20 protein-coding genes are annotated in these 22,175 nt (G+C 66.9%); 16 read left to right on the forward strand and 4 right to left on the reverse strand.

Going from position 1 to position 22,175, the window contains the following annotated elements; translation table 11 throughout:
- Positions 1-25: 25 nt before the first annotated feature.
- From ACT53Q_RS14095 to ACT53Q_RS14105, 3 genes are all read right to left on the reverse strand, one after another.
- Complete coding sequence (locus ACT53Q_RS14095) at positions 26-1,585, reverse strand: FG-GAP repeat domain-containing protein (protein WP_476187283.1); 1,560 nt, start codon at positions 1,583-1,585, stop codon at positions 26-28.
- Positions 1,586-1,862: 277 nt separating this feature from the next.
- Positions 1,863-2,201, reverse strand: coding sequence for a hypothetical protein (locus ACT53Q_RS14100; RefSeq protein ID WP_476187284.1), 339 nt, complete (start codon positions 2,199-2,201; stop codon positions 1,863-1,865).
- A 1,071-nt stretch (positions 2,202-3,272) separates the two neighbouring features.
- Positions 3,273-3,746 carry an Lrp/AsnC family transcriptional regulator gene (locus ACT53Q_RS14105; RefSeq protein ID WP_476187285.1) on the reverse strand — a complete coding sequence of 158 codons (474 nt, stop codon included), beginning with the start codon at positions 3,744-3,746 and terminating at the stop codon, positions 3,273-3,275.
- 132 nt (positions 3,747-3,878) lie between these two features.
- On the opposite strand from ACT53Q_RS14105, the gene phhA reads away from it, so the two are divergent.
- The 14 genes from phhA to ACT53Q_RS14175 all read left to right on the forward strand — a co-directional run bounded on the left by phhA (position 3,879) and on the right by ACT53Q_RS14175 (position 17,271).
- Positions 3,879-4,772 carry a phenylalanine 4-monooxygenase gene (phhA, locus tag ACT53Q_RS14110; RefSeq protein WP_476187286.1) on the forward strand — a complete coding sequence of 298 codons (894 nt, stop codon included), beginning with the start codon at positions 3,879-3,881 and terminating at the stop codon, positions 4,770-4,772.
- Positions 4,773-5,193: 421 nt separating this feature from the next.
- Entirely contained in the window at positions 5,194-6,630 is a 1,437-nt protein-coding gene (gene ccoN, locus ACT53Q_RS14115) for a cytochrome-c oxidase, cbb3-type subunit I (protein ID WP_476187287.1), read from the forward strand.
- Positions 6,631-6,673: 43 nt separating this feature from the next.
- Positions 6,674-7,288 (forward strand): cytochrome-c oxidase, cbb3-type subunit II, encoded by a 615-nt coding sequence (ccoO, locus tag ACT53Q_RS14120; RefSeq protein WP_476187288.1) that lies wholly within the window; start codon positions 6,674-6,676, stop codon positions 7,286-7,288.
- 3 nt (positions 7,289-7,291) lie between these two features.
- The gene (locus ACT53Q_RS14125) at positions 7,292-7,471 is read left to right on the forward strand and encodes a cbb3-type cytochrome oxidase subunit 3 (protein WP_476187289.1); all 180 of its coding nucleotides are present in this window, start codon (positions 7,292-7,294) and stop codon (positions 7,469-7,471) included.
- Positions 7,468-8,409, forward strand: a complete 942-nt coding sequence (gene ccoP / locus ACT53Q_RS14130; RefSeq protein ID WP_476187290.1) for a cytochrome-c oxidase, cbb3-type subunit III — start codon at positions 7,468-7,470, stop codon at positions 8,407-8,409. Before ACT53Q_RS14125 ends, ccoP begins: the two co-directional genes overlap by 4 nt.
- A gap of 30 nt (positions 8,410-8,439) precedes the next feature.
- On the forward strand, positions 8,440-8,790 hold the full coding sequence (locus ACT53Q_RS14135; protein ID WP_476187291.1) for a hypothetical protein: 351 nt from the start codon (positions 8,440-8,442) through the stop codon (positions 8,788-8,790).
- Between the two features lie 93 nt (positions 8,791-8,883).
- Entirely contained in the window at positions 8,884-10,446 is a 1,563-nt protein-coding gene (locus ACT53Q_RS14140; protein ID WP_476187292.1) for a 4Fe-4S dicluster domain-containing protein, read from the forward strand.
- The gene (locus tag ACT53Q_RS14145; protein ID WP_476187293.1) at positions 10,443-10,976 is read left to right on the forward strand and encodes a FixH family protein; all 534 of its coding nucleotides are present in this window, start codon (positions 10,443-10,445) and stop codon (positions 10,974-10,976) included. The genes ACT53Q_RS14140 and ACT53Q_RS14145 overlap by 4 nt, the downstream gene beginning before the upstream one ends.
- 13 nt (positions 10,977-10,989) lie before the next feature.
- Positions 10,990-11,463 (forward strand): methyltransferase family protein, encoded by a 474-nt coding sequence (locus ACT53Q_RS14150; RefSeq protein WP_476187294.1) that lies wholly within the window; start codon positions 10,990-10,992, stop codon positions 11,461-11,463.
- A 38-nt stretch (positions 11,464-11,501) separates the two neighbouring features.
- A complete protein-coding gene (locus ACT53Q_RS14155; RefSeq protein ID WP_476187295.1) occupies positions 11,502-13,952 on the forward strand; it encodes a heavy metal translocating P-type ATPase in 2,451 nt (816 codons plus the stop codon).
- A 46-nt stretch (positions 13,953-13,998) separates the two neighbouring features.
- Entirely contained in the window at positions 13,999-14,193 is a 195-nt protein-coding gene (gene ccoS / locus ACT53Q_RS14160) for a cbb3-type cytochrome oxidase assembly protein CcoS (protein ID WP_476187296.1), read from the forward strand.
- 144 nt (positions 14,194-14,337) lie between these two features.
- Positions 14,338-15,072, forward strand: a complete 735-nt coding sequence (locus ACT53Q_RS14165) for a sulfite exporter TauE/SafE family protein (RefSeq protein WP_476187297.1) — start codon at positions 14,338-14,340, stop codon at positions 15,070-15,072.
- A 46-nt stretch (positions 15,073-15,118) separates the two neighbouring features.
- A complete protein-coding gene (locus ACT53Q_RS14170; RefSeq protein WP_476187298.1) occupies positions 15,119-15,808 on the forward strand; it encodes a hypothetical protein in 690 nt (229 codons plus the stop codon).
- A gap of 23 nt (positions 15,809-15,831) precedes the next feature.
- Positions 15,832-17,271 (forward strand): peptidoglycan-binding protein, encoded by a 1,440-nt coding sequence (locus ACT53Q_RS14175; protein ID WP_476187299.1) that lies wholly within the window; start codon positions 15,832-15,834, stop codon positions 17,269-17,271.
- 90 nt (positions 17,272-17,361) lie between these two features.
- On the opposite strand, the gene recQ is transcribed toward ACT53Q_RS14175, so the two are convergent.
- Positions 17,362-19,164 carry a DNA helicase RecQ gene (recQ, locus tag ACT53Q_RS14180; RefSeq protein ID WP_476187300.1) on the reverse strand — a complete coding sequence of 601 codons (1,803 nt, stop codon included), beginning with the start codon at positions 19,162-19,164 and terminating at the stop codon, positions 17,362-17,364.
- Between the two features lie 140 nt (positions 19,165-19,304).
- Here recQ and dut point away from each other — a divergent pair, with 140 nt between their 5' ends.
- Positions 19,305-19,763 (forward strand): dUTP diphosphatase, encoded by a 459-nt coding sequence (gene dut / locus ACT53Q_RS14185; RefSeq protein ID WP_476187301.1) that lies wholly within the window; start codon positions 19,305-19,307, stop codon positions 19,761-19,763.
- Positions 19,764-19,836: 73 nt separating this feature from the next.
- Positions 19,837-22,131, forward strand: a complete 2,295-nt coding sequence (locus ACT53Q_RS14190) for a phosphomannomutase/phosphoglucomutase (RefSeq protein WP_476187302.1) — start codon at positions 19,837-19,839, stop codon at positions 22,129-22,131.
- Positions 22,132-22,175 lie beyond the last annotated feature (44 nt).

Raw genomic sequence — 22,175 nt, forward strand, 5'->3', positions numbered from 1 at the left:
TTCGCTTCCCTCGGCTGTGGGCCGCCTATCGTCGAGGTGTGTTGATCGTCATTCGAGCGCGCTGCCTGAGCGGCGCAGAAGCTCGCTGTGACGTTAAAGTCCTGGATGTGCCCATCAGTTCGTCAGCGGGCGTAGATGCGCCATTCAAAATCTGGCGTGCGGGAAGTGGTTGGCTCATGCTGTGAATCCTTTGCTGGCAGCCACTTCCTTTGGTGACTAAAAGACCGTCGTAGCGCATCGCAATGGCGACTTCCGGGCAATTGTCTCCGTCCAGGTCGCCTGCCGCCTGACTGGTTTCTCCGATGAACCAGTCTCCATAACTAAAGTTGATGAGGGTCTCGCTCCCGAGGGAATTCGAGCCTGAAAGGAAAAAGCCTACTGCCCTTGCTCCGACGTGGGCCGCGAGAAGGTCTGGCTTTCGGTCTTGATTCAAATCGACGACATCAAGGTCTTCGGCATACAGAGTGATGGTCCTTTCAACTGGCGTCGTTGAAATCTCTCCGCTCGCAAGCTGTTGGAACAGCGAAATCTTCGATTTCAAAGGTTCGACGGTGTCATTTGTGATTCCAAGGTCTGTGCGCCCATCTGCATTGAAGTCGCCAGTCACGACACGCAGGGAAAATGGATCACTGGATTGATCGATCGGTTCACCGAAGCCGCTGTCGAGTGTCTGTCGATAGACCCTGACGCTGTAGTCCCAACGCTGTCCCCAGTAATCGAATCTCTGGGATCCCAGTGCCAGATCCATGCGGCCATCGTTGTTGAGGTCGCCAATGGCGAATCCGCTGGCGCGTTCAACATCGTGCGGGTCTTGCCCATATGTCACTTTCTCCCGAATCTGGAATCCACCTTCGCCATCGCCGATCAGCATGACGATGCGGCTCCTGAAATCAAACCCTTCGGGAATCGTCTGCAATCCGTAATTGCTCAGATGGAATGCGATGTCCACGTGTCCGTCATTGTTGAGATCACCGATAGTCGGTGGAGCATCGATTCCGAGGATCGTCGAGTAGAGCATCGACCATGTTTTGCTTGCATTCGGCCCGGAGAGAAGCGCGAAAATTGACCTCCCTCTGACAACAATGGGGTCTTGGATGCCATCGCCATTGATATCGCCAATTTTCAGCCAGCGGCAGCCGTCGAAAATGGGTTCAGGAAGAGTGTGGATTTCAGGGGGCGACAAGGTGCCGTCCGGCCTTTGCGCCTGGATCAGAAGTTTGTAGCCATCCGGCATTTCGGAAACGATGGAGATCAGGTCTCGACGCCCGTCTCCGGTCACATCCGCGATTTCCGCATGCTGAAACCCCGGTGTGACGACGAAGCCCGCTGGATGTATCCATGCTGGTGGCGGAAGATAGAGCGTCTTCGATGCAAGGGAGAACCCGGAGACTTTTTGAGGGACGATGGCGGACAACGCACTTGTGTCGTGCCATGCGCTTTGTCTCGTGCCGGATGTTGTCTGACTTGGAATCGGGGTGCCGGCAGTTACTGTGTCCTGCTGACAGCCTGCCAGCGTCGGAATGAGAAACAATGACAGCAAGACACGCTCGACGAGCAATGTCCCTTGTGGTGAAAGCTCGCCCATGCGACACCATCCCGGAATTTCCAAGTGGACATACTATGCCCAAGCATAGTGTCATGTCATGTCAAAGCTCGATCTTCTCCTCCGGTCTCTATCGGAAAGACTCCGGCGATCTGTTGCTTTCTTCAACATGCAGGGGTTCCTGCCATCTTGCCAGCGAGGCCGAACCGATGGTGAGTAGCGCGAAACGCTAAATGCCGTTTCGCTTGTGCGTTTCGCGGCCTCGTTGTCATCCCGAGCGCAGCGAGGGATCTGCTTTTGCTTCGGCCTTTCGCCCACGTCAGGCATCGACGAGTTGCCAATGCGCGTTGGTGAACGACAATGCCCAGTACCCTGCCTGCCCCGGCAGAAGCCCCAGCGTGCCGGTGATCCGGCCGGAAGGCGCGACCGAATAATCGAATGTGGCGACTTCCATGGACAGGAGGTCCTCGGCAGTGAGCGTTCCGGTCATGCGGACCTCGACACGTTCGGCGTCCGTGATCCGCAGGATGCGGGTGTCATACGCGTCGGCAAGTGCGTTGTACGGCGTGACGGCCAGCGACAACCCGGATTCTTCGATGCGAATCCCGGAGACGGGCAGGTCATGCCATTCGATCGATGAGAGCAAGGCGTTCGGCATGTCGTCTCTTGTCTGTATCCATCATCGTAGGGGGGGCCTTGGCCCACCATCACGACGTCCCGACTGCGATGCGGTGTCGGCAAAGCCTCTTGCGGTTCACCGGGGTTGAATTTAGGCGTGGTGGGCCAAGGGCCCACCCTACGCGCTACTTGAACGAATTTTTAGGGATCAGTCCAAGAACCCAATTCGGTTTTGCTTTTTGCTAAGTTCACCGAATCCACTATGTGGAGCATGTGAAAGATAGTCATATAGTCTGCTTAGGAGTTTGTCGAAAAATTCGTCCCTTTCGATAACCCATTCATCTACAATATCATTCTTATCGAGGTCGAAGAATGCATGCTGCAGGGATTGATCTTTATACCTGATAGCAATTGGGACAAAAATATTTTGTTTTGGATAAGTATTTTCCCCATAATCAAAGGTAATGCTTATTCCGAATGCGAGTTCGCCTTTTTTTGTAATTGATGTGTTGGTTGGATTCTTTCTTTTTGGTTCTTCTTCTGTGAGAAAATCAACTAACTCTACGTATCTATTTTCCTCTTTTGTTTCGTAGTCAATCCATGATTTTTGAGGTAGAGATATTTTTTCCTCTAAATAGTCCCTCAGTCCTTTGGCGTAGTTAATCAGTCTAATTTCCCATAATTGATATTGATTTCGCTGATTAATCTAAGACGCACGAAGTTCTTCATAGTTCATGATTCGAGATTCTTTACATTGACCGACAATGGTTATTAGAAAATAAGGCTGGGCGTGGCACCGATTCTCTTCTTGCATTGAGGGTCTGTCAATGCATGTTCCGTTACTCGAATTAAGCATATACCTCGATTCTGTGTTTGTAGGATTGTCTATTATCCGATCAGCATGCTGGATGTCACGTCGATATCAGCGTTATATGGCACTTGTTTGGCTTTTTGATAGCCTCGGTGCATGTAGAGGGCAAAAAGCAGTTCCCTCGCTCCGCTCAGACTGACAGCCAAAGCGCGTAAAGGCAGGATCCCGGCTTTCGCCGGGATGACGTTTCGATGGCAATGCCGATATCGATAGAAAAGAACGATCAAGCCGCGCGCAACCTCACCTCCCCACCGCCAACCCCCGAAACGCCTTCACCGTTCTTAGAACGAAGCTCGAATTCACGTCGGCGACGCCGGCCTGGTTGAGCAGGCGGTCTAGGAGGAAGCGGGAGAAGTGGTCGAGGTCGCGGACGACGACGTGGACGAGGTAGTCCATGTCGCCGGTGAGGGCGTGGCAGGCGACGACTTCTTCCCACTCGTTGACGAAGGCGGCGAAGGCGGCGACGGCCTCGGTGTCGTGGCGGGCCAGCTGGACGCGGACGAAGGCCTGCAGGCCGAGGCCCAGGCGTTCGGGGTCGACTTCGGCGCGGTAGCCGGCGATCACGCCCTCGCGTTCGAGGCGCTGGACGCGGCGCAGGCAGGCGGACGGGGAGAGGTGGACGCGTTCGGCCAGTTCGGCGTTGGTCTGGCGGCCGGCGCGCTGGAGTTCGGCCAGCAGCAGCAGGTCGGTGCGGTCGAGGTCGACGGATGGCACAGGATTGCTCCAGATTCGCGTTTCGGCGCAACGATCTTGCGCCGAAGCGCTGATCTCGCGCAATCGTGCAAGCCCATTGCGCGGACGAGCGCCTACAGTGGCCCATCCATGCCAGCCAGGAGACCGGCCGTGATGACTCCCGCCCCGCAGCGCGTCGAACACCAGATGACCGACAAGGGCTATGTCCCGGTCTACACCACCGCGGTCGTCGAGCAGCCGTGGGACGACTACAGCGAGACCGACCACCGGGTCTGGGCGACGCTGTTCGAGCGCCAGCAGGCGCTGCTGCAGGGCCGGGCCAGCGCGGAGTTCCTGCGGGCGCAGCAGGCGATGGGCATGACCGCCGACCGCATCCCGAAGTTCGAGGACCTCAACCGCATGCTCCGGGCCGCCACCGGCTGGGAGATCATCGGCGTGGAGGGGCTGCTGCCCGAGCTGGACTTCTTCGAGCATCTGGCGAACCGTCGCTTCCCGGTGACCTGGTGGATCCGCACGCCGGAGCAGCTGGACTACCTGGCCGAGCCGGACCTGTTCCACGACCTGTTCGGCCACGTGCCGCTGCTGATGAACCCGATGTTCGCCGACTACATGGCCGCCTACGGCCGCGGCGGGGTGAAGGCGCACGGGGTCGGCCCGGAGGCGCTGGTCAACCTGACCCGACTCTATTGGTATACGGTCGAGTTCGGCCTGATCCGCGAGGCCGGCGGCCTGCGCATCTACGGCGCCGGCATCCTCAGCTCCAAGGGCGAGAGCATCCACTGCCTCGATAGCGCCGCGCCCAACCGCATCGGCTTCGACCTGGAGCGGATCATGTGCACGCGCTATCGGATCGACAGCTACCAGAAGACGTACTTCGTCATCGACAGCTACGCGCAGTTGATGGACGCCACGCGCCCCGACTTCGTGCCGATCTACGCGCGGCTGGCGGGGCGCGACTCGCATCCGGCGGGCACGGTGCTCGACGCCGACACGGTGTTCAATCGCGGCACCGGCGAGGGCTGGGCCGCGGCGGAGGGCGATGTCTAGAGCGTGTCATGCACTTTTTCATGCACCGCGAAGCCCGTCCGCGGGCGCGAACCAAGGCGCGACCCGCCGCCAAGGCGGGTGGCCTTGGCAAGGGACGCAACGCCGGATCGCGCCCGCGGACGGGTTTCCCGGAGGGTTGCGCCCCTGGGCCGCCGATGCGGCGGCCCGCGGCTTGCCTTGGCCGCCAAGCCAAGGCGGCACCACGGACCTTGCCTCGGCGGCCCAGGGGCGCAACGCGGTGCATGAAAAAGTGCATGACACGCTCTATTCGACCAAAGTCGCATAGGTGTCATCGATGGGGCCCGCTTCGGCGGGCCTCTTTCGTTGATGGCCGCCGCCGGCATGGGGTCTGCGCTTGATCCGGATCAAAACGTTCCCTTAACGCGGTCCATACTATGCGCGGCAACCGGAGGAAGTACCCATGCGCACCGCGGATACCTACAACGACAAAGTCGTTCTGCAGTTCTCGGTGATGACAGTGGTCTGGGGCATCGTTGGGATGCTCGTGGGCCTGTTCATCGCCGCCCAGATGTATTGGCCCGCCCTCAACTTCGACCTGCCCTGGTTGTCGTTCGGGCGCCTGAGACCGTTGCATACCAACGCGGTGATCTTCGCGTTCGGCGGCAGCGCCCTGTTCGCGACCAGTCTGTACGTGGTCCAGCGAACGTCGCACGTCCGATTGCTCTCGGACAAGCTCGCCGCCTTCGTGTTCTGGGGCTGGCAACTGGTCATCGTGCTCGCCGCGGTCACATTGCCGCTGGGCATGACCGAGGGCAAGGAGTACGCCGAACTGATCTGGCCGATCGACATCCTGATCGCCGTGGTCTGGGTGGCGTACGCGGTGCTGTTCTTCGGCACCATCGGCAAGCGCAAGGTCAAGCACATCTACGTCGCCAACTGGTTCTACGGCGCGTTCATCATCGCGGTGGCCCTGCTGCACATCGTCAACAGCCTGGCGATCCCGGTCGACCTGACCCACTCCTTCCCGATCTACAGCGGCGCCGTCGACGCGATGGTGCAGTGGTGGTACGGCCACAACGCGGTGGGTTTCTTCCTGACCGCGGGCTTCCTGGGAATGATGTACTACTTCATCCCGAAGCAGACCGGCCGCCCGGTGTACTCGTACCGGCTGTCGATCGTGCACTTCTGGGCGCTGATCGCCATCTACATGTGGGCCGGCCCGCACCACCTGCAGTACACGGCGCTGCCGGACTGGGCGCAGAGCCTGGGCATGGTGTTCTCGCTGATCCTGCTGGCGCCGTCGTGGGGCGGCATGATCAACGGCATGATGACCCTCTCGGGCGCGTGGCATAAGCTCCGCACCGATCCGATCCTGAAGTTCCTGATCGTCTCGCTCAGCTTCTACGGCATGTCGACCTTCGAAGGCCCGATGATGTCGATCAAGACGGTCAACTCGCTGTCGCACTACACGGACTGGACCATCGGCCACGTGCACTCCGGTGCCCTCGGCTGGGTGGCGATGATCTCGATCGGTTCGATCTACGCGCTGCTGCCGCGCCTGCTGGGCACCAAGAGCATGTGGTCGACCAAGCTGATCGACACGCACTTCTGGACGCACACCATCGGCGTCGTGTTCTACATCGCCTCGATGTGGATCGCCGGCGTGATGCAGGGCCTGATGTGGCGCGCCACCAACAGCGACGGCACGCTGACCTACAGTTTCGTCGAAGCGCTCAATGCCACGTACCCGTACTACCTCGGCCGCATCGCCGGCGGTGCGCTGGTCGTGGTGGGCATGCTGATCATGGCGTTCAACGTGATCCGCACCTGGCAGATGGCGAAGGGCCCGGTCGAGTACCCGGTCATCGCCCCCGACGCCTCGGAGGCGCGCGCCTGACCGCGCGCGCCACCCAACGCCACACGCACGAGAGACGAAGACCATGAGCCACGCTCACGAGAAAGTCGAAAAGAACATCACCCTGATGGCGATCCTGATCGCGGTCGCGGTGTCGTTCGGCGGCATCGCGGAAATCGTTCCGCTGATGTTCCAGGCCGAAGCGATCAAGCCGCTGCCGGGCGTCAAGCCCTATCCCGCCCTGGAGCTGGCCGGCCGCCAGGTCTACATCCGCGAAGGCTGCTACAACTGCCACTCGCAGATGGTCCGCACGCTGCGCTTCGAGACCGAGCGCTACGGCCACTATTCGCTGGCCGGCGAGTCGGTGTACGACCGCCCGTTCCAGTGGGGCAGCAAGCGCACCGGTCCTGACCTGGCCCGCGTCGGCGGCCGCTACTCCGACGACTGGCACCGCGCGCACCTCAACAATCCGCGCGACGTGGTGCCCGAGTCGAACATGCCCGGCTTCCCGTGGCTGTCCGAGAACGGCATCGACCCGACGCTGCTGAAGAAGGAAATGCAGGCGCTGAAGACCCTCGGCGACCCGTACACGCAGGCCGAGATCGACGGCGCCGCGGAAGCGGTGCGCGACAAGACCGAGCAGGACGCGGTGATCGCGTACCTGCAGGGCCTCGGCAAGCACGCGCCCCGCGGAGACTGAGCCATGATCTCCGGCATCATCACCGCGTTCCTGCTGCTGCTGTTCCTGGTCGGCTCGGTGTGGGTCTTCAGTCCGCGCCGCAAGCGCGAGTTCGACGCCGCCGCGCAATTGCCGCTGGGCGACGATGAGCCGCTGGCCGTTGAAACGAACGAATCGAAAAAGAAAGAGGAGACGACCCGATGAACACGGGCTCCATGAGTACGGGCTGGTCGGCCTTCATCATCGCCTTGGTGGTGCTGAACGTCGTGGGCTGCGTGTGGCTGATCTGGTGGACGGCGAAGGTCCGTCCGGGCGATCCGCGCCCCACCGACACCAGCCACGTGTGGGACGAGAACATCACCGAGTACAACAAGCCGTTGCCGAAGTGGTGGAACAACCTCTTCTACATCACCATCATCTTCACGATCGGCTACCTCGCCTGGTTCCCGGGCCTGGGCGCCTTCGCCGGCTACAGCGGCTGGAGTTCGGCCAAGCAGCACGATGCCGACAAGGCCACCGAGGACAAGAAGCTGGAGGCCACCTTCGCGCCGTTCGCCGGCAAGTCGATCGACGTGATCGCGCAGGATCCGAAGGCGCTGAAGCTGGGCAAGGCGATCTTCTCCAACACCTGCGCCGCCTGCCACGGTTCGTCGGCCAAGGGTGCCGTCGGCTATCCCAACCTCACCGACAACATCTGGCACTGGGGCGGTTCGCCCGACCAGATCCTGGAGACCGTGCTCAACGGCCGCCAGGCGGCGATGCCGGCCTGGGAACAGGCACTGGGTGGCAAGGAAGGCGTGACCGCGGTCGCCGTGTACGTGCAGTCGCTGCACGGGCTGAAGGCCGACCCGTCGCTGGTGAGCATCGGCAAGAACAAGTACGAGACCATCTGCGTCAGCTGCCATGGCCCCGACGGCAAGGGCATGCAGGCGGTCGGCGCGCCCGACCTGACCGACGACTACTGGCTCTACGGTGACAGCCTCGCCACGCTGCAGCAGACGATCGGCCAGGGCCGCAATGGCCAGATGCCGGCGCACGGCCCGATCCTGGGCGAGACCCGCGCCCGCCTCGCTGCCGCGTACGTGTGGTCGCTGACACACAAGTCGCCGGCCGATGCGGCGACGGCGGGTGGGGCACAATAGGGTCTCACCCGACACTCAGGAGGCGCCGCGATGACCCACGATCAAGATCAAGGCCTGGACCACGATCCCGATCAGGTTCCCGCGGCGCCCCCGGTGTCCGCACCGCTGCCGTTCGATCATCCGCCCCGGTCGCTCTCGCAGCGACTCGGGGCGATTCTCTGGCCGAGCTTCTTCGCCGCCGGCGTCTCCACCATGGTGTGCTTCGCGCTGCTGGATCCGCTGACCCTGCGCGACATGACCTTCCCGCACCTGGAGATCAGCCGCGAGACAGGCTACGCCATCGGCTTCTTCGCCTTCTGGGTCGCGACGGCCGCGTCCAGTCTGTTCACGTGGATCCTGCTGCGCCCGGCCAGCCGCTTCAATCATGCGCTGAAGTCGTAGTCGTCGCGGGATTATTTCAGTTTTTTCTAATATAATGCATCAGCCGCCGCGCAGCCCGTGGCCGGCGACGCCCCCCATCGTGTCCACGCCGCCATGAACAAGCAGATCCCGATCAAGGTCGCCGACGAACCGGCATCGATGTACGTCAGCGAGAAGAAGATCCATCCGCGCGACGTCGACGGCCGGTTCCAGCGACTGCGCAAGATCGCCGTGTGGGGGCTGCTGGGCATGTTCTACGTGTTCCCGTGGCTGACCTGGCACACCGGCAACACCGCCCGCCAGCTGGTGCTGTTCGACCTGCCGGCCCGCAAGTTCTACGTGTTCGGGCTGAACTTCTGGCCGCAGGACTTCGTGTTCCTGGCGATGCTGCTGATCATCGCCGGCCTGTCGCTGTTCTTCTTCACCGCGCTGGCCGGTCGCCTGTGGTGCGGCTACGCGTGCCCGCAGACGGTGTGGACCGAGGTCTTCATCTGGATCGAGCGCTGGGCCGAAGGTGATCGCAACAAGCGCATCAAGTTCGACGCCTCGCCGTGGACCGGCGAGAAGATCCGTCGCCGCGGCGGCAAGCACGTGCTGTGGCTGGTGTTCGCGCTGTGGACCGGCTTCACCTTCGTCGGCTTCTTCACCCCGATCCGCGACCTTGCGCACCGCATGGTGCCGTTCGCCTGGGGCGGGTGGGAAACGTTCTGGGTGTTCTTCTACGCGCTCGCGACCTGGGGCAACGCCGGCTTCCTGCGCGAGCAGGTGTGCAAGTACATGTGCCCCTACGCGCGCTTCCAGAGCGCGATGTTCGACCGCAACACGCTGATCATCGCTTACGACCCGATGCGCGGCGAGCCGCGCGGCGCGCGCAAGAAGGGCAAGGTCGCCAGCGTGCTGGAACGCGCCCGCGGCCTGATCGACAAGAGCGCCGCCTACGACTACGTCTTCCGCGCCGCGCACCACCACACCGCCGCCGACAACCTCGTCGCCGCGCGCGGCAACACCGCCATCGCCGATCCCGGCCTGCACGCCGAGCCGCTGCCGAAGTTCGAGCCCGAGCAGCTCGGCGACTGCGTCGACTGCACCATCTGCGTGCAGGTCTGCCCGACCGGCATCGACATCCGCAACGGTCTGCAGTACGAGTGCATCGCCTGCGGTGCCTGCATCGACGCCTGCAACGAAGTGATGGACAAGGTCGGCTACCCGCGCGGCCTGATCCGCTACGCCACCCAGAACGAGATCGACGGCAAGCCGTCGCAGGTGGTGCGTCCGCGCATCATCGTCTACGGCCTGCTGCTCCTGGCGCTGCTGTGCGGCTGGGCGTGGAGCGTGACCCACCGCAGCGAACTCATCGCCGAAGTGCTGCGCGATCGCAACGCGCTGTATCGCGAGACCGCGCAGGGCGTGCAGAACGACTACACGCTGAAGCTGATCAACAAGACCCAGCAGCCGCACACCTACCGCATCTCGCTGAAGGCGCCGGAAGGCCTGGCGCTGGCGCAGGGCACGCAGACCACCGTGCCGGCCGCGGCCGAGCAGGTGCTGAGCCTGCCGCTGACCGTGACCGCCACCGGCAAGATCGCCGGCAAGCGCGAGATCGTGTTCATCGTCGAGAGCGCGGACGACAAGACCCGTCGCGAAGTCGACACCAGCTTCTTCGGACCCGCGCCATGACCGAACACACGACGGGTGCGAAGCCCGGCCGCAACCCGATGGTGTGGCTGATGATCGGCCTGCCGCTGGCGGCGGTCGTCGCCGGCGTCGCCACGCTGGTGATCGCGATCCGCTCCGGCGGCAGCGACGCCATCCCCGAGGACGTGCGCCGCACCGCGCAGATCCAGACCGTCGAACTCGGCGCCGACGAGGCCGCCGCGCAGCGCAAGCTGTCGGCGGTGTTCAGCGTCGACGAGGGCCGCGTATCGGTGCTCGCGGCCACCGGCGAGTTCGATCGCACCAAGCCGCTGACGCTGCTGCTGCAGCATCCGATCGAGGCCGCGAAGGACATCACCGTGACGCTGCAGCCCGATGCGCGCGGCTGGAGCGCCGAACAGGCGCTCGATGCGGGCCACGACTGGCGCCTGCGCCTGAACGACGCCGACGTGACCTGGCGCCTGCGCGGGCGTCTGCCCGCGGGCCAGCGCGGCACGCTGCTGCGGCCGTCGCTGGAGCAGGACGACGCGGCGGAGCCGCCGCCGGCGAAGTAGCCCGGGGCCTGTCGTGTCGCCGTCGCCCACGCGTCTGGACGCGAAGCTGCCGCCGCCGCTGGTGATGCTGGCCTGCGGTGTCGCGGCGTGGATCGCGGCGCGACTGCTGCCGGCGCTTGCGGTCGCTGTGCCGGCCCGCGTGCCGCTCGCGATCGCCGTCGCCGTCGTCGCGCTGTCGATCGAACTCGCCGCCGCGGCGCTGTTCTTCCGCCGTCGCACCACGGTCAATCCGCTGAAGCCGGATACCGCGACGCATCTGGTCGTCGGCGGCCTCAACCGCGTCAGCCGCAATCCGATGTATGTCGGCCAGGCGCTGCTGCTCGCCGCGTGGGCGCTGTGGCTGGCGCATGCGCTGGCGCCGCTGGGCGCGGTCGCGTTCGTGCTGTACATCACCCGGTTCCAGATCCTGCCCGAGGAGCGCGCGCTGGCCGCGCGTTTCGGCGACGACTGGCGCGCCTACCGCGCACGCGTGCGGCGTTGGCTGTGAATGCAGGCGCCGCCGCCGGCTCTGGCATCATCGGCGCCATGAGCACGACGGCCACGGCCTCCGGCACCACCTGCTTCCACTGCGGCGAACCGCTGCCCGCGCAGCCGGTGACCGAGCGCGTGTCCGGCAGCGAGCGGCCATTCTGCTGCACCGGCTGCGCCGCCGCCGCGCGCTGGATCGCCGACGCCGACCTCGGCGACTACTACCGCCTGCGCCAGACCGACGCCACGCGCGTCGGCACCGAGACCACCGACTACGCCTGCTGGGATCGCGCCGACCTGCTGGCCGAGCACAGCGTCGCCGTCGACGGCGGTCGCGAAATCACGCTGTTGACCGACGGCATGCGCTGCGCCGCCTGTGCGTGGCTGATCGACCGCGCGCTGACCCGCGAAGACGGCGTGCAGGAAGTCGCGGCGAACGCGATCACCGGCCGCATCCGCATCGTCTGGGACGCCGCGCGCACGCCGCTGTCGACGCTGCTGTCGCGACTGGAAGCGCTGGGCTATCGCCCGTCGCTGGCCACCGGCGAGACGCGCGAACGCGAGCGCCGCCGCGAGCGCAACCGCTGGCTGCTGCGCTTCGGCGTGGCCGGCCTCGGCGCGATGCAGGCGATGATGTACGCCGAAGCGCTGTACCTCGACACCGCCGGCGAGATGTCGCCCGCGACGCGCGATTTCTTCCGCTGGATCACCTTCCTGGTGTCGACGCCGGTCGTGTTCTACGCCGGCTGGCCGTTCCTCGAAGGCATGGCGCGCGAACTGCGCGGCCGCCGCCTCGGCATGGACACGCTGGTCGCGGGCTCCACGCTGCTGGCCTACTTCGCCAGCCTGTACCAGACCGTGCGCGGCGGCGTGCACGTGTGGTTCGACGCCGCGGTGATGTTCGTGTTCCTGCTGCTGGTCGCGCGCATGCTGGAGCAGCGCGCCCGCGGCATCGCGTCGGCGCAGGTGGACGCGCTGGCCCGCGCGCGACCCGCGCTCGCCACCCGCGAACGCGACGACGGCAGCGCCGAACAGGTGCCGCTGAACGCGCTCGCCGCCGGCGACGTCGTGCGCGTCGCGGTGGGCGAGGGCGTGCCCGCCGACGGCGAAGTGATCGGCGACGACACCGCGTTCGACGAAGCGCTGCTCACCGGCGAGGCCGAACCGGTCGCGAAGGCCGCCGGCGATCCCGCCTGGGCCGGCAGCGTCTGCCGCGAGCGCCCCGCGCGGTTGAAGGTCGTGCGCACCGGCGCCGACACGCGGCTGTCGCAGCTCACGCGGCTGGTCGAACGCGCGCAGGAGCAGCGCCCGCCGATCGCGCGCGCCGCCGATCGCATCGCCGGCTGGTTCGTGACCTTGCTGATCCTCGCCGCCACCGGCGTGTACGTCTGGTGGCGGATGCACGATCCGTCGCGCGCGTTCGAAGTCGCGCTCGCGGTGCTGGTGGTCAGCTGCCCGTGCGCGCTGTCGCTGGCGGTGCCGGCGGCGCTGGCCGCGGCGCACGGCGGGCTGGCGAAGCTCGGCGTGCTCGCGCTGCGCGGCGAGGCGCTGGACACGCTGGCGCGCGCCGACCGCATCGTGTTCGACAAGACCGGCACGCTCAGCGATCGCCATCCCGCGCTGGCCGAGGTCGAGACGTTCGACGGCGTCGATCGTGACGCCGCGCTCGCCATCGCCGCTGCGCTGGAGCGCGACAGCGGCCATCCGCTGGCGGCCGCGTTCGCCGCGGCGACGGCTGGCGTTGCGGTGGCGTCGGCGCAGGACGTGCGCGCCGAACCTGGGCATGGCATCGCCGGCCGCATCGACGGCCGCGACTGGCGGCTCGGCCGCGCGCCGTGGGCCGCCGGCCGCGACGACGACGCGGCGCTGTGGCTGGGCGACGGCACGCGCGCGATCGCCCGCTTCGTGCTGCGCGAGACGCCGCGCGCGGACGCCGCCGAGGCGCTGCGTGCGCTGCGGGCGCAGGGCCTGCGCGTGTCGCTGTGCAGCGGCGACGCCGAGGCGCCGGTGGCGCGCATGGCCGAGGCCGTCGGCATCGCCGGGGATGACGTGCGTGCCCGGCAGACGCCCGAGGACAAGCTCGCCTACGTGCGCGAGCGCCAGGTTGCGGGCGAGATCGTCGCGATGGTCGGCGACGGCCTGAACGACGCGCCGGTGCTGGCCGGCGCCGATGTCTCGCTGGCGCTGGCCGACGGCGCCGCGCTTGCGCAGCGCGCGGCCGATTTCGTGGTCGCCGGCGGCGCGCTGGTGCGCATCCCGCAGGCGCTGGCGTTGGCCCGCCGCAGCCGCCGCATCGTCCGCCAGAACCTCGCCTGGGCGATCGGCTACAACCTGCTGGCGCTGCCGCTGGCGGCCTCGGGCCACGTCACCCCGTGGATCGCGGCGCTGGGCATGGCGCTGTCGTCGCTGCTGGTCACCCTGAACGCGCTGCGGCTGAACATGTCGTCCGAGGGCCGTGCCACCGATGGCGCCGCGCCGGCGGGCCCCGTCGAACCGGCCCGGAATTGACCCGGCTCAGAACCCGGCTGCGCCGTCGCCGCGTAGACTGCGTCGCATGAACATCCTCCTCGTGCTCGTCCCGATCAGCCTGATCCTGCTGGGCCTCGCCATCGCCGCGTTCGCCTGGGCCGTGCGCAAGGGCCAGTACGACGACCTCGACACCCCCGCGCTGGACATCCTCGTCGACGACGACCGCCCGCGCACCGCGGCCCGCAGCGCGCAGCCGACGCATGGCGATCGCGACGCCTGAGGCGCTGCACCCGCGGCAGCCGATTCTGTGGGAGCGACGGGAGTCGCGACTGCGATCCAGCGCTGGCATCACATCGTCGCGACTCCCGTCGCTCCCACAGGGCAGGTCGGCGCATGCGTTGCCGCCGGCGATGAGTGAGGCGCCATGACCCTCGACTGGCTCGTCCTCTCCGCGGCGCTGCTCAGCGGCCTGCTGGGCGGCGTGCATTGCGCCGCGATGTGCGGCGCCATCGCCACCAGCCTGTCGTTCGGCCAGAAGGCGGCCTCGCCCGCGGCGCAGTGGTTGCACGCCTTGCAGCCCAACCTCGGGCGCATCCTCGGCTACACGATTGCCGGCGCCATCGTCGGCGGCTTCGGGCACGGTCTCGTCGCCGTCGCGCAGACGCCGAAGCTCGCGCTCGCGATGCGCGTCGCGGTCGGCGTGATGATGATCGTCGTCGCGCTCCGCCTGCTCGACCCGACCGGCCGCTTCAACCCGCTCGCGCGCCCCGCCGCCGCGCTGTGGCAGCGCCTGCAACCGCTGCAACGCGCGCTGCTGCCGGCCGACACCGCGGCCAAGCGCATCGCGGTCGGCCTGCTGTGGGGCTGGCTGCCCTGCGGCCTCAGCGCGACGCTGCTCGCCACCGCGTGGCTGCAGGCCAGCGCTGCGGGTGGCGCGTTGACGATGGCCGCCTTCGGCCTCGGCACGCTGCCGGTGATGCTGCCGCTGACCTGGAGCGGCGCCCGCCTCGGCCAGCGCCTGCAGCGCGGCGGCCTGCGCACCGCCGCCGGCGCCTTCGTCCTGCTCGCCGGCGCGGTGACCATTGCCGCGCCATGGCTGATGCACATCCCAGCGCTGCATGGGGTGTTGTCGGCGTTGGGGTGCAAGCCGGCGGTGTGACGGAGCGCTGGGTGAGGGAGACCGCGGGAGAATCCCGTCTCGTGTCTTGCTGCTCCATGTGCTCGTCGATAGCATCAACCGCATCGTCGCCGAAGGAACGCGCATGGCCAGAGTGTCGTCGATCGCATGTCTGTTCATGGCGCTGCCATTGGCGACCGTATCCTGCGCTGCCCGCGACCCGCAGCTACCTTCTCCTCCATCCGCGGCTGCCTCGCAGGGCGCCACATCTTCCGGTGCGGGAGAGTGGGCGCCCTTCGCTTCCGATCCTTCCCGCATCCGCATGGAGCGCCGTGGCGACCTCGACGGCGACGGCGACGAGGATGTCCTGCTCGTCCTCGCACCACGACCCGGCGCGGACGCACCTTTCGACCCGCGCACGTTGCTCGTCCTGCTGCGTGGTGCCGACGGCAAGTTCGCCAAGGAAATAGACAATCCCGATGCGATCCCCTGCGAACGCTGCGGCGGCATGATGGGCGATCCGTTGCAGGGCATTTCGATCGACAAGAGCGGCTTCGTGCTGCGGCTCGAAGGTGGCTCGCGCGAGCTGTGGTCGCAGACGTTCCGATTCGACTATTCGCGCAAGGATGCGATGTGGATGCTGGTGTCGATCGAAGAGGGAGGTGCTGATCGGGCGACGGGAAATGCGGCAAGAAAGCGACGATCCGTCGAAGATTTCGGCGCGATTCCGCTCGATCGGTTTTCAATCAAGGAATTTCCGGCGGGCGCGATGCCCTGACTGCGTGAAGAAAGGGGAACAGGATGCCCAATGCAAACGAAATCGAGTTGCTGCAGGCGGCGCGAGAGGCGGGCATCACCTCTCGGGTCGAACTCGCCAATTTCATGGCGCAAATGGGGCATGAATCCCTCGGCTTCACCCGGCTGGAGGAAAGCTTCATCTACAGCCGTGGTGTCGCCCAGATCCCCGTGCAATCCGTCTTGCGCGAGGGGCACGCCGCTGCCGAGGCGGCGAGATTGGAGGCGCTGCACGGACGGCCGCAGGAACTTGCGCGACTGATGTATGGCGGCCGCATGGGCAACGACGATGCAGGCGACGGTTATCTCTACCGTGGTCGCGGTTACACCCAGCTGACCGGCGAGCAGAACTATCGCGATGCGGGGACAGGCGTCAATCTCGATCTGGTTCGCCATCCGGAATTGGCCGCGAATCGCGCCAACGCCGTCGATATCGCCGTATGGTTCTGGCAGGACAAAGTGCCCCAGCGTGATCGTGACGATGTCACGTCCGCGACGCATGCGATCAACGGTGGCGAAAACGGGCTGGCCGACCGTCACAACCGATTCGACGCATGGCATGCGACGCTGACACCGGAGTTCATGCGCGATCTCGCTGCCGGTCGCATCCAGCCTGGGCAAGCCGTGGCGCCCTTGGAGGGGCGGCGCCCCATGGAGGATGGCGCATTGCGCCGGCTCGAAAGTGGCGAAGAGGTGCAGCAGTTGCGCGCCAACCTGCACACGCTCGGTGTGCGTTACGACCGGACGCATGTCATCGGTACCGGCAATACCTATGACGCGCACACCGAGGAGGCGGTTCGGCGCTTTCAGGAACAGCATGGGCTGGCCATCACGGGACGGGCCGACCCGGATACGCTGACGGCCGTTCGCGATGCACTCCAACGGCATGTCGCCCCGCATCCGCCCGGAGAAGTCCAACCGCCGCTTCATCGTGGTGGTCGGCAGGATCCCGCGGCTCCGCATCCGCAAGGGAATCGGCATGGCGATCAAGAGGAAGGGCAGGCACGCCCATTGCCGGATGGGCAACGTGGCGCGGTCATGCTCGATGATCCGTCGAATCGAAGCCACGGCCTTTATTCGACGTTGCTGGCGACCGTCCGGGAAAAGGACGATGCGCTGGGTCGGACGAGCGACGTTGCGAGCCGGCAATTGGCGGCAGGTCTGACCGCGCATGCGCGCGAACGCGGGTTGACGGAGATCGGTTTCGCGCAGTTCTCACCGGACGGCACGAAGGTCGCGATGACGGATACGCAGGATCCCTCGTTGCCATGGGCGAAGACGGCGATGGGCGATGTCGGTCAGCTGGTTGGCCAGACGATGACCCAGAGCAGTGAGCGGGTCGAGAAGGTCGATCAGCAACTCCTGCTGTCGCAGTCACAGACCGTGCAGAAGCAAGGTTTGCAGGACCAGGAAGGTCCGGTGATGCGTGGGCCCAGGATGGTTTGAGATCCAGCGTGAAAGCGCCATGGAAGTCGTGATCGCGGCGCGGAACAGGTTTCGCTCATGCGGCTGTGTGCCGTGCAACCCGGAGGCCGTTCACCCCTGTCCCAACACCACTTCCAGCACCGCATCGCCGTAGCGGGCGAGTTTCGCGCCGCCGATGCCGGGGATGCGGGACAGGGCGTGCAGCGAGTCGGGCCGGCGTTCGGCGATCTCGCGCAGGGTGCTGTCGTGGAAGATGACGTAGGCGGGGACGTTCTGGTCCTTCGCGAGGCGGGCGCGGAGGTCGCGCAGGCTGCGGAACAGCGGCAGCGCTTCGGCGGCAACGGGCACGCCGGTGCGCGGGCCGTCGTCGCGGTCGCGGCGCGGTTTCGCGGCGAGGTCGCGGCGCATCGACACGCGCTGCTGGCCGGTGAGCACGGCGCGGCTGGCGTCGGTGAGGCGCAGGCCGCCGTAGGCTTCGGCGTCGACCGCCAGCAGGCCCATCGCGACGAGCTGGCGGAACACGCCGCGCCACACTTTCGCGTCGAGGTCGGCGCCGATGCCGTAGGTGCTGACGCGGTCGTGGCCGAACTGGCGGATCTTCTCGCCTTCGCCGCCGCGCAGCACGTCGATGAGATGCGCCACGCCGAAACGCTGGCCGGTGCGGTACACGCAGCTCAGCGCCTTGCGCGCGGCGTCGGTGGCGTCCCAGCGATCGGGCGGCGTGAGGCAGTTGTCGCAATTGCCGCACTCGTGTGGATACGTTTCGCCGAACGCGGCCAGCAGCACCTGCCGGCGGCATTGCAGCGTCTCGCAGTAGCCGAGCAACTGGTCGAGCTTGCGGCGTTCCAGCTGCTTGCGTTCCTCGCCGGCTTCGCCCTGTTCGATCATCTGCTTGAGCAGCACGACGTCGCCCAGGCCGTAGCACAGCCATGCCTCCGCGGCGTCGCCGTCGCGGCCGGCGCGGCCGGTTTCCTGATAGTAGCCTTCGAGCGATTTCGGCAGGTCGACATGCGCGACGAAGCGCACGTCCGGCTTGTCGATGCCCATGCCGAAGGCGATCGTGGCAACGACGATCACGCCGTCCTCGCGGATGAAGCGACGCTGGTGCTCGGCGCGCACGGCGGCGTCGAGGCCGGCGTGGTAGGGCAGCGCCTTGAAGCCGTGGCCGGCGAGGTATTCCGCGGTCTCCTCGACCTTGCGCCGCGACAGGCAGTAGACGATGCCGGCTTCGTCGCGATGGTCCTTGAGGAAGTCCAGCAACTGCCGGCGGCCGTTGTCCTTCTGCACGATCGTGTAGCGGATGTTCGGGCGATCGAACGAACTGACGAACCACTGCGCCTGCTCCAGTTGCAGGCGTTCGGCGATCTCGCGCTGGGTCGGCGGGTCGGCGGTGGCGGTGAGCGCGATCCGCGGCACGTCCGGCCAGCATTCGTGCAGCACGGTCAGTTCGCGGTATTCGGGGCGGAAGTCGTGGCCCCACTGCGAGACGCAGTGCGCTTCGTCGATCGCGAACAGCGCGACATTCGCCCGGTCCAGCAGCGACAGGAACCGCGGCGTGAGCAGGCGTTCCGGGGCGACGTAGAGCAGGTCCAGCTCGCCCGCGAGCAGCGCGCGCTCGACGCGTGCGGCCTCGCCGGCGTCGAGCGTGGAGTTGAGGAATTCGGCGCGCACGCCGAGCTGGCGCAGGGCGTCGACCTGGTCCTGCATCAGCGCGATCAGTGGCGACACCACCACGCCGACGCCGTCACGCAGCAGCGCGGGCACCTGGTAGCACAGCGACTTGCCGCCGCCGGTGGGCATGAGCACGAGGGCGTCGCCGCCGGCCGCGATGTGTTCGACGATGGCCCGCTGCGGTCCGCGGAAGTCTTCGTGGCCGAAGACGCGGCGCAGCAGGTCGGTGGGGGACGCCTGCATCGCACAAGGGTAGCAGGCGCCGGAAATCCGGCGGCCGGTGTCGCTGCGAACGTTTGCAGCGTCCGCGCCGCGCCGCGGGTTTGGCGCGACCCCCCGGCTGCCGCGATACTGCACGGGTTTCGCCGCCCGATGCCGTGCCGATGACCCGAACGCTGCAACTGAAAGTCCTTGATGCCCGCTTCGGCGGCGAGTGGCCGCTGCCGGCCTACGCCACCGAAGCCAGCGCCGGCATGGACCTGCGCGCCGCGCTCGACGCGCCGCTGGCGCTGGCGCCCGGCGACGCGGCGCTGGTGCCCTCGGGGCTGGCGCTGCACATCGGCGATCCGGGCCTGTGCGCCGTGATCCTGCCGCGCTCCGGGCTGGGCCACAAACACGGGATCGTGCTGGGCAACGGCACCGGGCTGATCGATGCCGACTACCAGGGGCCGCTGCTGATCAGCGTCTGGAACCGCGGCCGCGAGGCGTTCGTCATCGCCCCGGGCGACCGGATCGCGCAGCTGGTCATACTTCCCGTGGTGCGCGCGACCTTCGAGGTCGTGGATACTTTCGAGGACAGCGCCCGGGGCGCCGGCGGCTTCGGCCACACCGGCGTGCGCTGATCCATCGCCGACCCTTCCGCCGCTGCCGGCCGTGCGCCGGCGGGCGATCGCCACAGGCCAGAGACCGCATTCGATGAAAGACAGCCTCCGTCAGCAGCTCCTTCCGCTCCGTCCCGGGATGAAACCCCTGGCGGGCCTGTGCGTGGTGCTCGCCCTGTGGTTCGGCTGGACCGGTGTCGCCCAGTTCCTGTACGAGTCGCGCGTGGCCGATCTCGGCGCGGTGCGCGACAGCGCGGTGCAGCTGACCCACCAGGCGCTCAAGCAGCAGCAGGAACGGTTGACCAAGGGGCTGGAGGAGGACGCTGCGCAGAGCGCGCTGGCCGTGGGCGACCTGGCCACGGCGCAGAAGGTGATCGGCGCCGGCTGGCCCAACCTCGTCACGCTGCAGATGCTGCCGCCGGATCTCGACGCCGCCTACGCCGCGCTGCCCAAGGGCGGTTACGGCCGGCTGGCGGTGCTCGAGACCGCGCTCAACGAGAACCACGTCCGCACCTGGATCACCACCGGCCCCGGCAAGCCGCAGCTGGCGGTGGCCGCGCCGGCCAAGACCGGCGGCAAGCTGGTGGGGGCGGTCTACGCACAGCTGCCGATCACCGAGCTCACGGCCGGCCTGGACACGCTGGCCTCGGTCGACGATGGCTACCTGGCCCTGCGCCAGGGCGGCGTGTCGCTGTGGGAGCGCGGCGACCAGGCCTACGCCGACGGCGCCGAGCGCATGGCGGTGCAGGTCGGCGACACCGGGTTGCGCGTGGTGGCGGGCACGGCCTCGCCGCCGGGACAGGCGCTGGACCTGGGGCCGGTGCTGTCGCTGATCTTCGCCGGCGCCTGCCTGCTCCTGGCCGTGCTGGCGTGGCGGCTGTCGTTGCTGCGCGAGGTGGCCGAGGAACCCGGCGAGGTGCAGACGCTGGAAGACGCCGTGGCCAACGCGCCGGAACCGCCGGGCGATGCGCCGGTCCTGGACATCCGCGAGGCGCCGAAGCCCGCGCCGGTGATCATCGACCGCAGCATCTTCCGCGCCTACGACATCCGCGGCGTGGTCGGTCGCGACCTGGACCGCAACGTCGCCGAACTGATCGGCCAGTCCATCGGCACCGTGATGCAGGACCAGAACCTGCGCGAGATCGTGGTCGGCCGCGACGGCCGCCTGTCCGGTCCGGAGCTGGTCGAGGGCCTGACCGCCGGCCTGCGCAAGGCCGGCATCGACGTGGTCGACATCGGCATGGTGCCGACGCCGGTGACCTACTTCGGCGCCTACCACCTGCGCACCGGCTGCTGCGTGTCGCTGACCGGCAGCCACAACCCGCCGGACTACAACGGCTTCAAGATCGTGGTCGGCGGCGAGACCCTGTCCGGCGACGCCATCATCGACCTGCACACGCGCATCGTCGAACGCCGGCTGCGCACCGCGGACGTGCCCGGCCGCCACAGCGAGCGCGACATCAGCGCCGACTACGTCATGCGCATCGCCTCCGACGTGCAACTGGGCCGCCCGCTGCGCGTGGTGGTCGATGCCGGCAACGGCGTGGCCGGCGAGATCGGCCCGCGCGTGCTGGAGGCGATCGGCGCGGAGGTCGAGGAGCTGTACTGCGAGATCGACGGCACCTTCCCCAACCACCATCCCGACCCGAGCGAGCCGCACAACCTCGTCGACCTGATCAGCATGGTCCAGCGCCGCGGCGCGGACCTCGGCATCGCCTTCGACGGCGACGGCGACCGCCTGGGCGTGGTCACCCGCGACGGCGAGAACATCTACGCCGACCGCCTGCTGATGCTGTTCGCGGCCGACGTGCTGGAGCGCAACCCGGGCGCGATGATCGTCTACGACGTGAAGTGCACCGGCCGCCTCGCCTCGCACATCCTGCGCCACGGCGGCAGCCCGCTGATGTGGAAGACCGGGCATTCGCTGATCAAGGCCAAGATGCGCGAGACCGGCGCGGAACTCGCCGGCGAGATGAGCGGCCACTTCTTCTTCGCCGAGCGCTGGTACGGCTTCGACGACGGCATCTACTCGGCGGCGCGGCTGCTGGAGATCCTCGCCACCGCGGCGGAGGAGCCGGACGTCGTCCTGCGCGCGCTGCCCAAGGGCGTGTCCACGCCCGAGATCAAGGTCGATGCGCCCGACGGCAATCCGCACGCGTTCGTGGAGCGTTTCCGCGAGGGCGCGTTCTTCGAGGGCGGGCGGCTGTCGACCATCGACGGCCTGCGCGTGGACTGGCCGGACGGCTGGGGCCTGGTGCGCGCCTCCAACACCACGCCGGTGCTGGTGCTGCGCTTCGACGCCGACAGCGAACAGGCGCTGGCACGCATCCAGGGCGTGTTCCGCGAGCGCCTGCTGGAGCTGGCGCCGACGCTGCCGCTGCCGTTCTGAGCGAACGGCGGCGACGCGCCGGGCAAACGGGGAACGACGCGATC

The organism is Lysobacter sp. DMC97, from assembly GCF_056313745.1.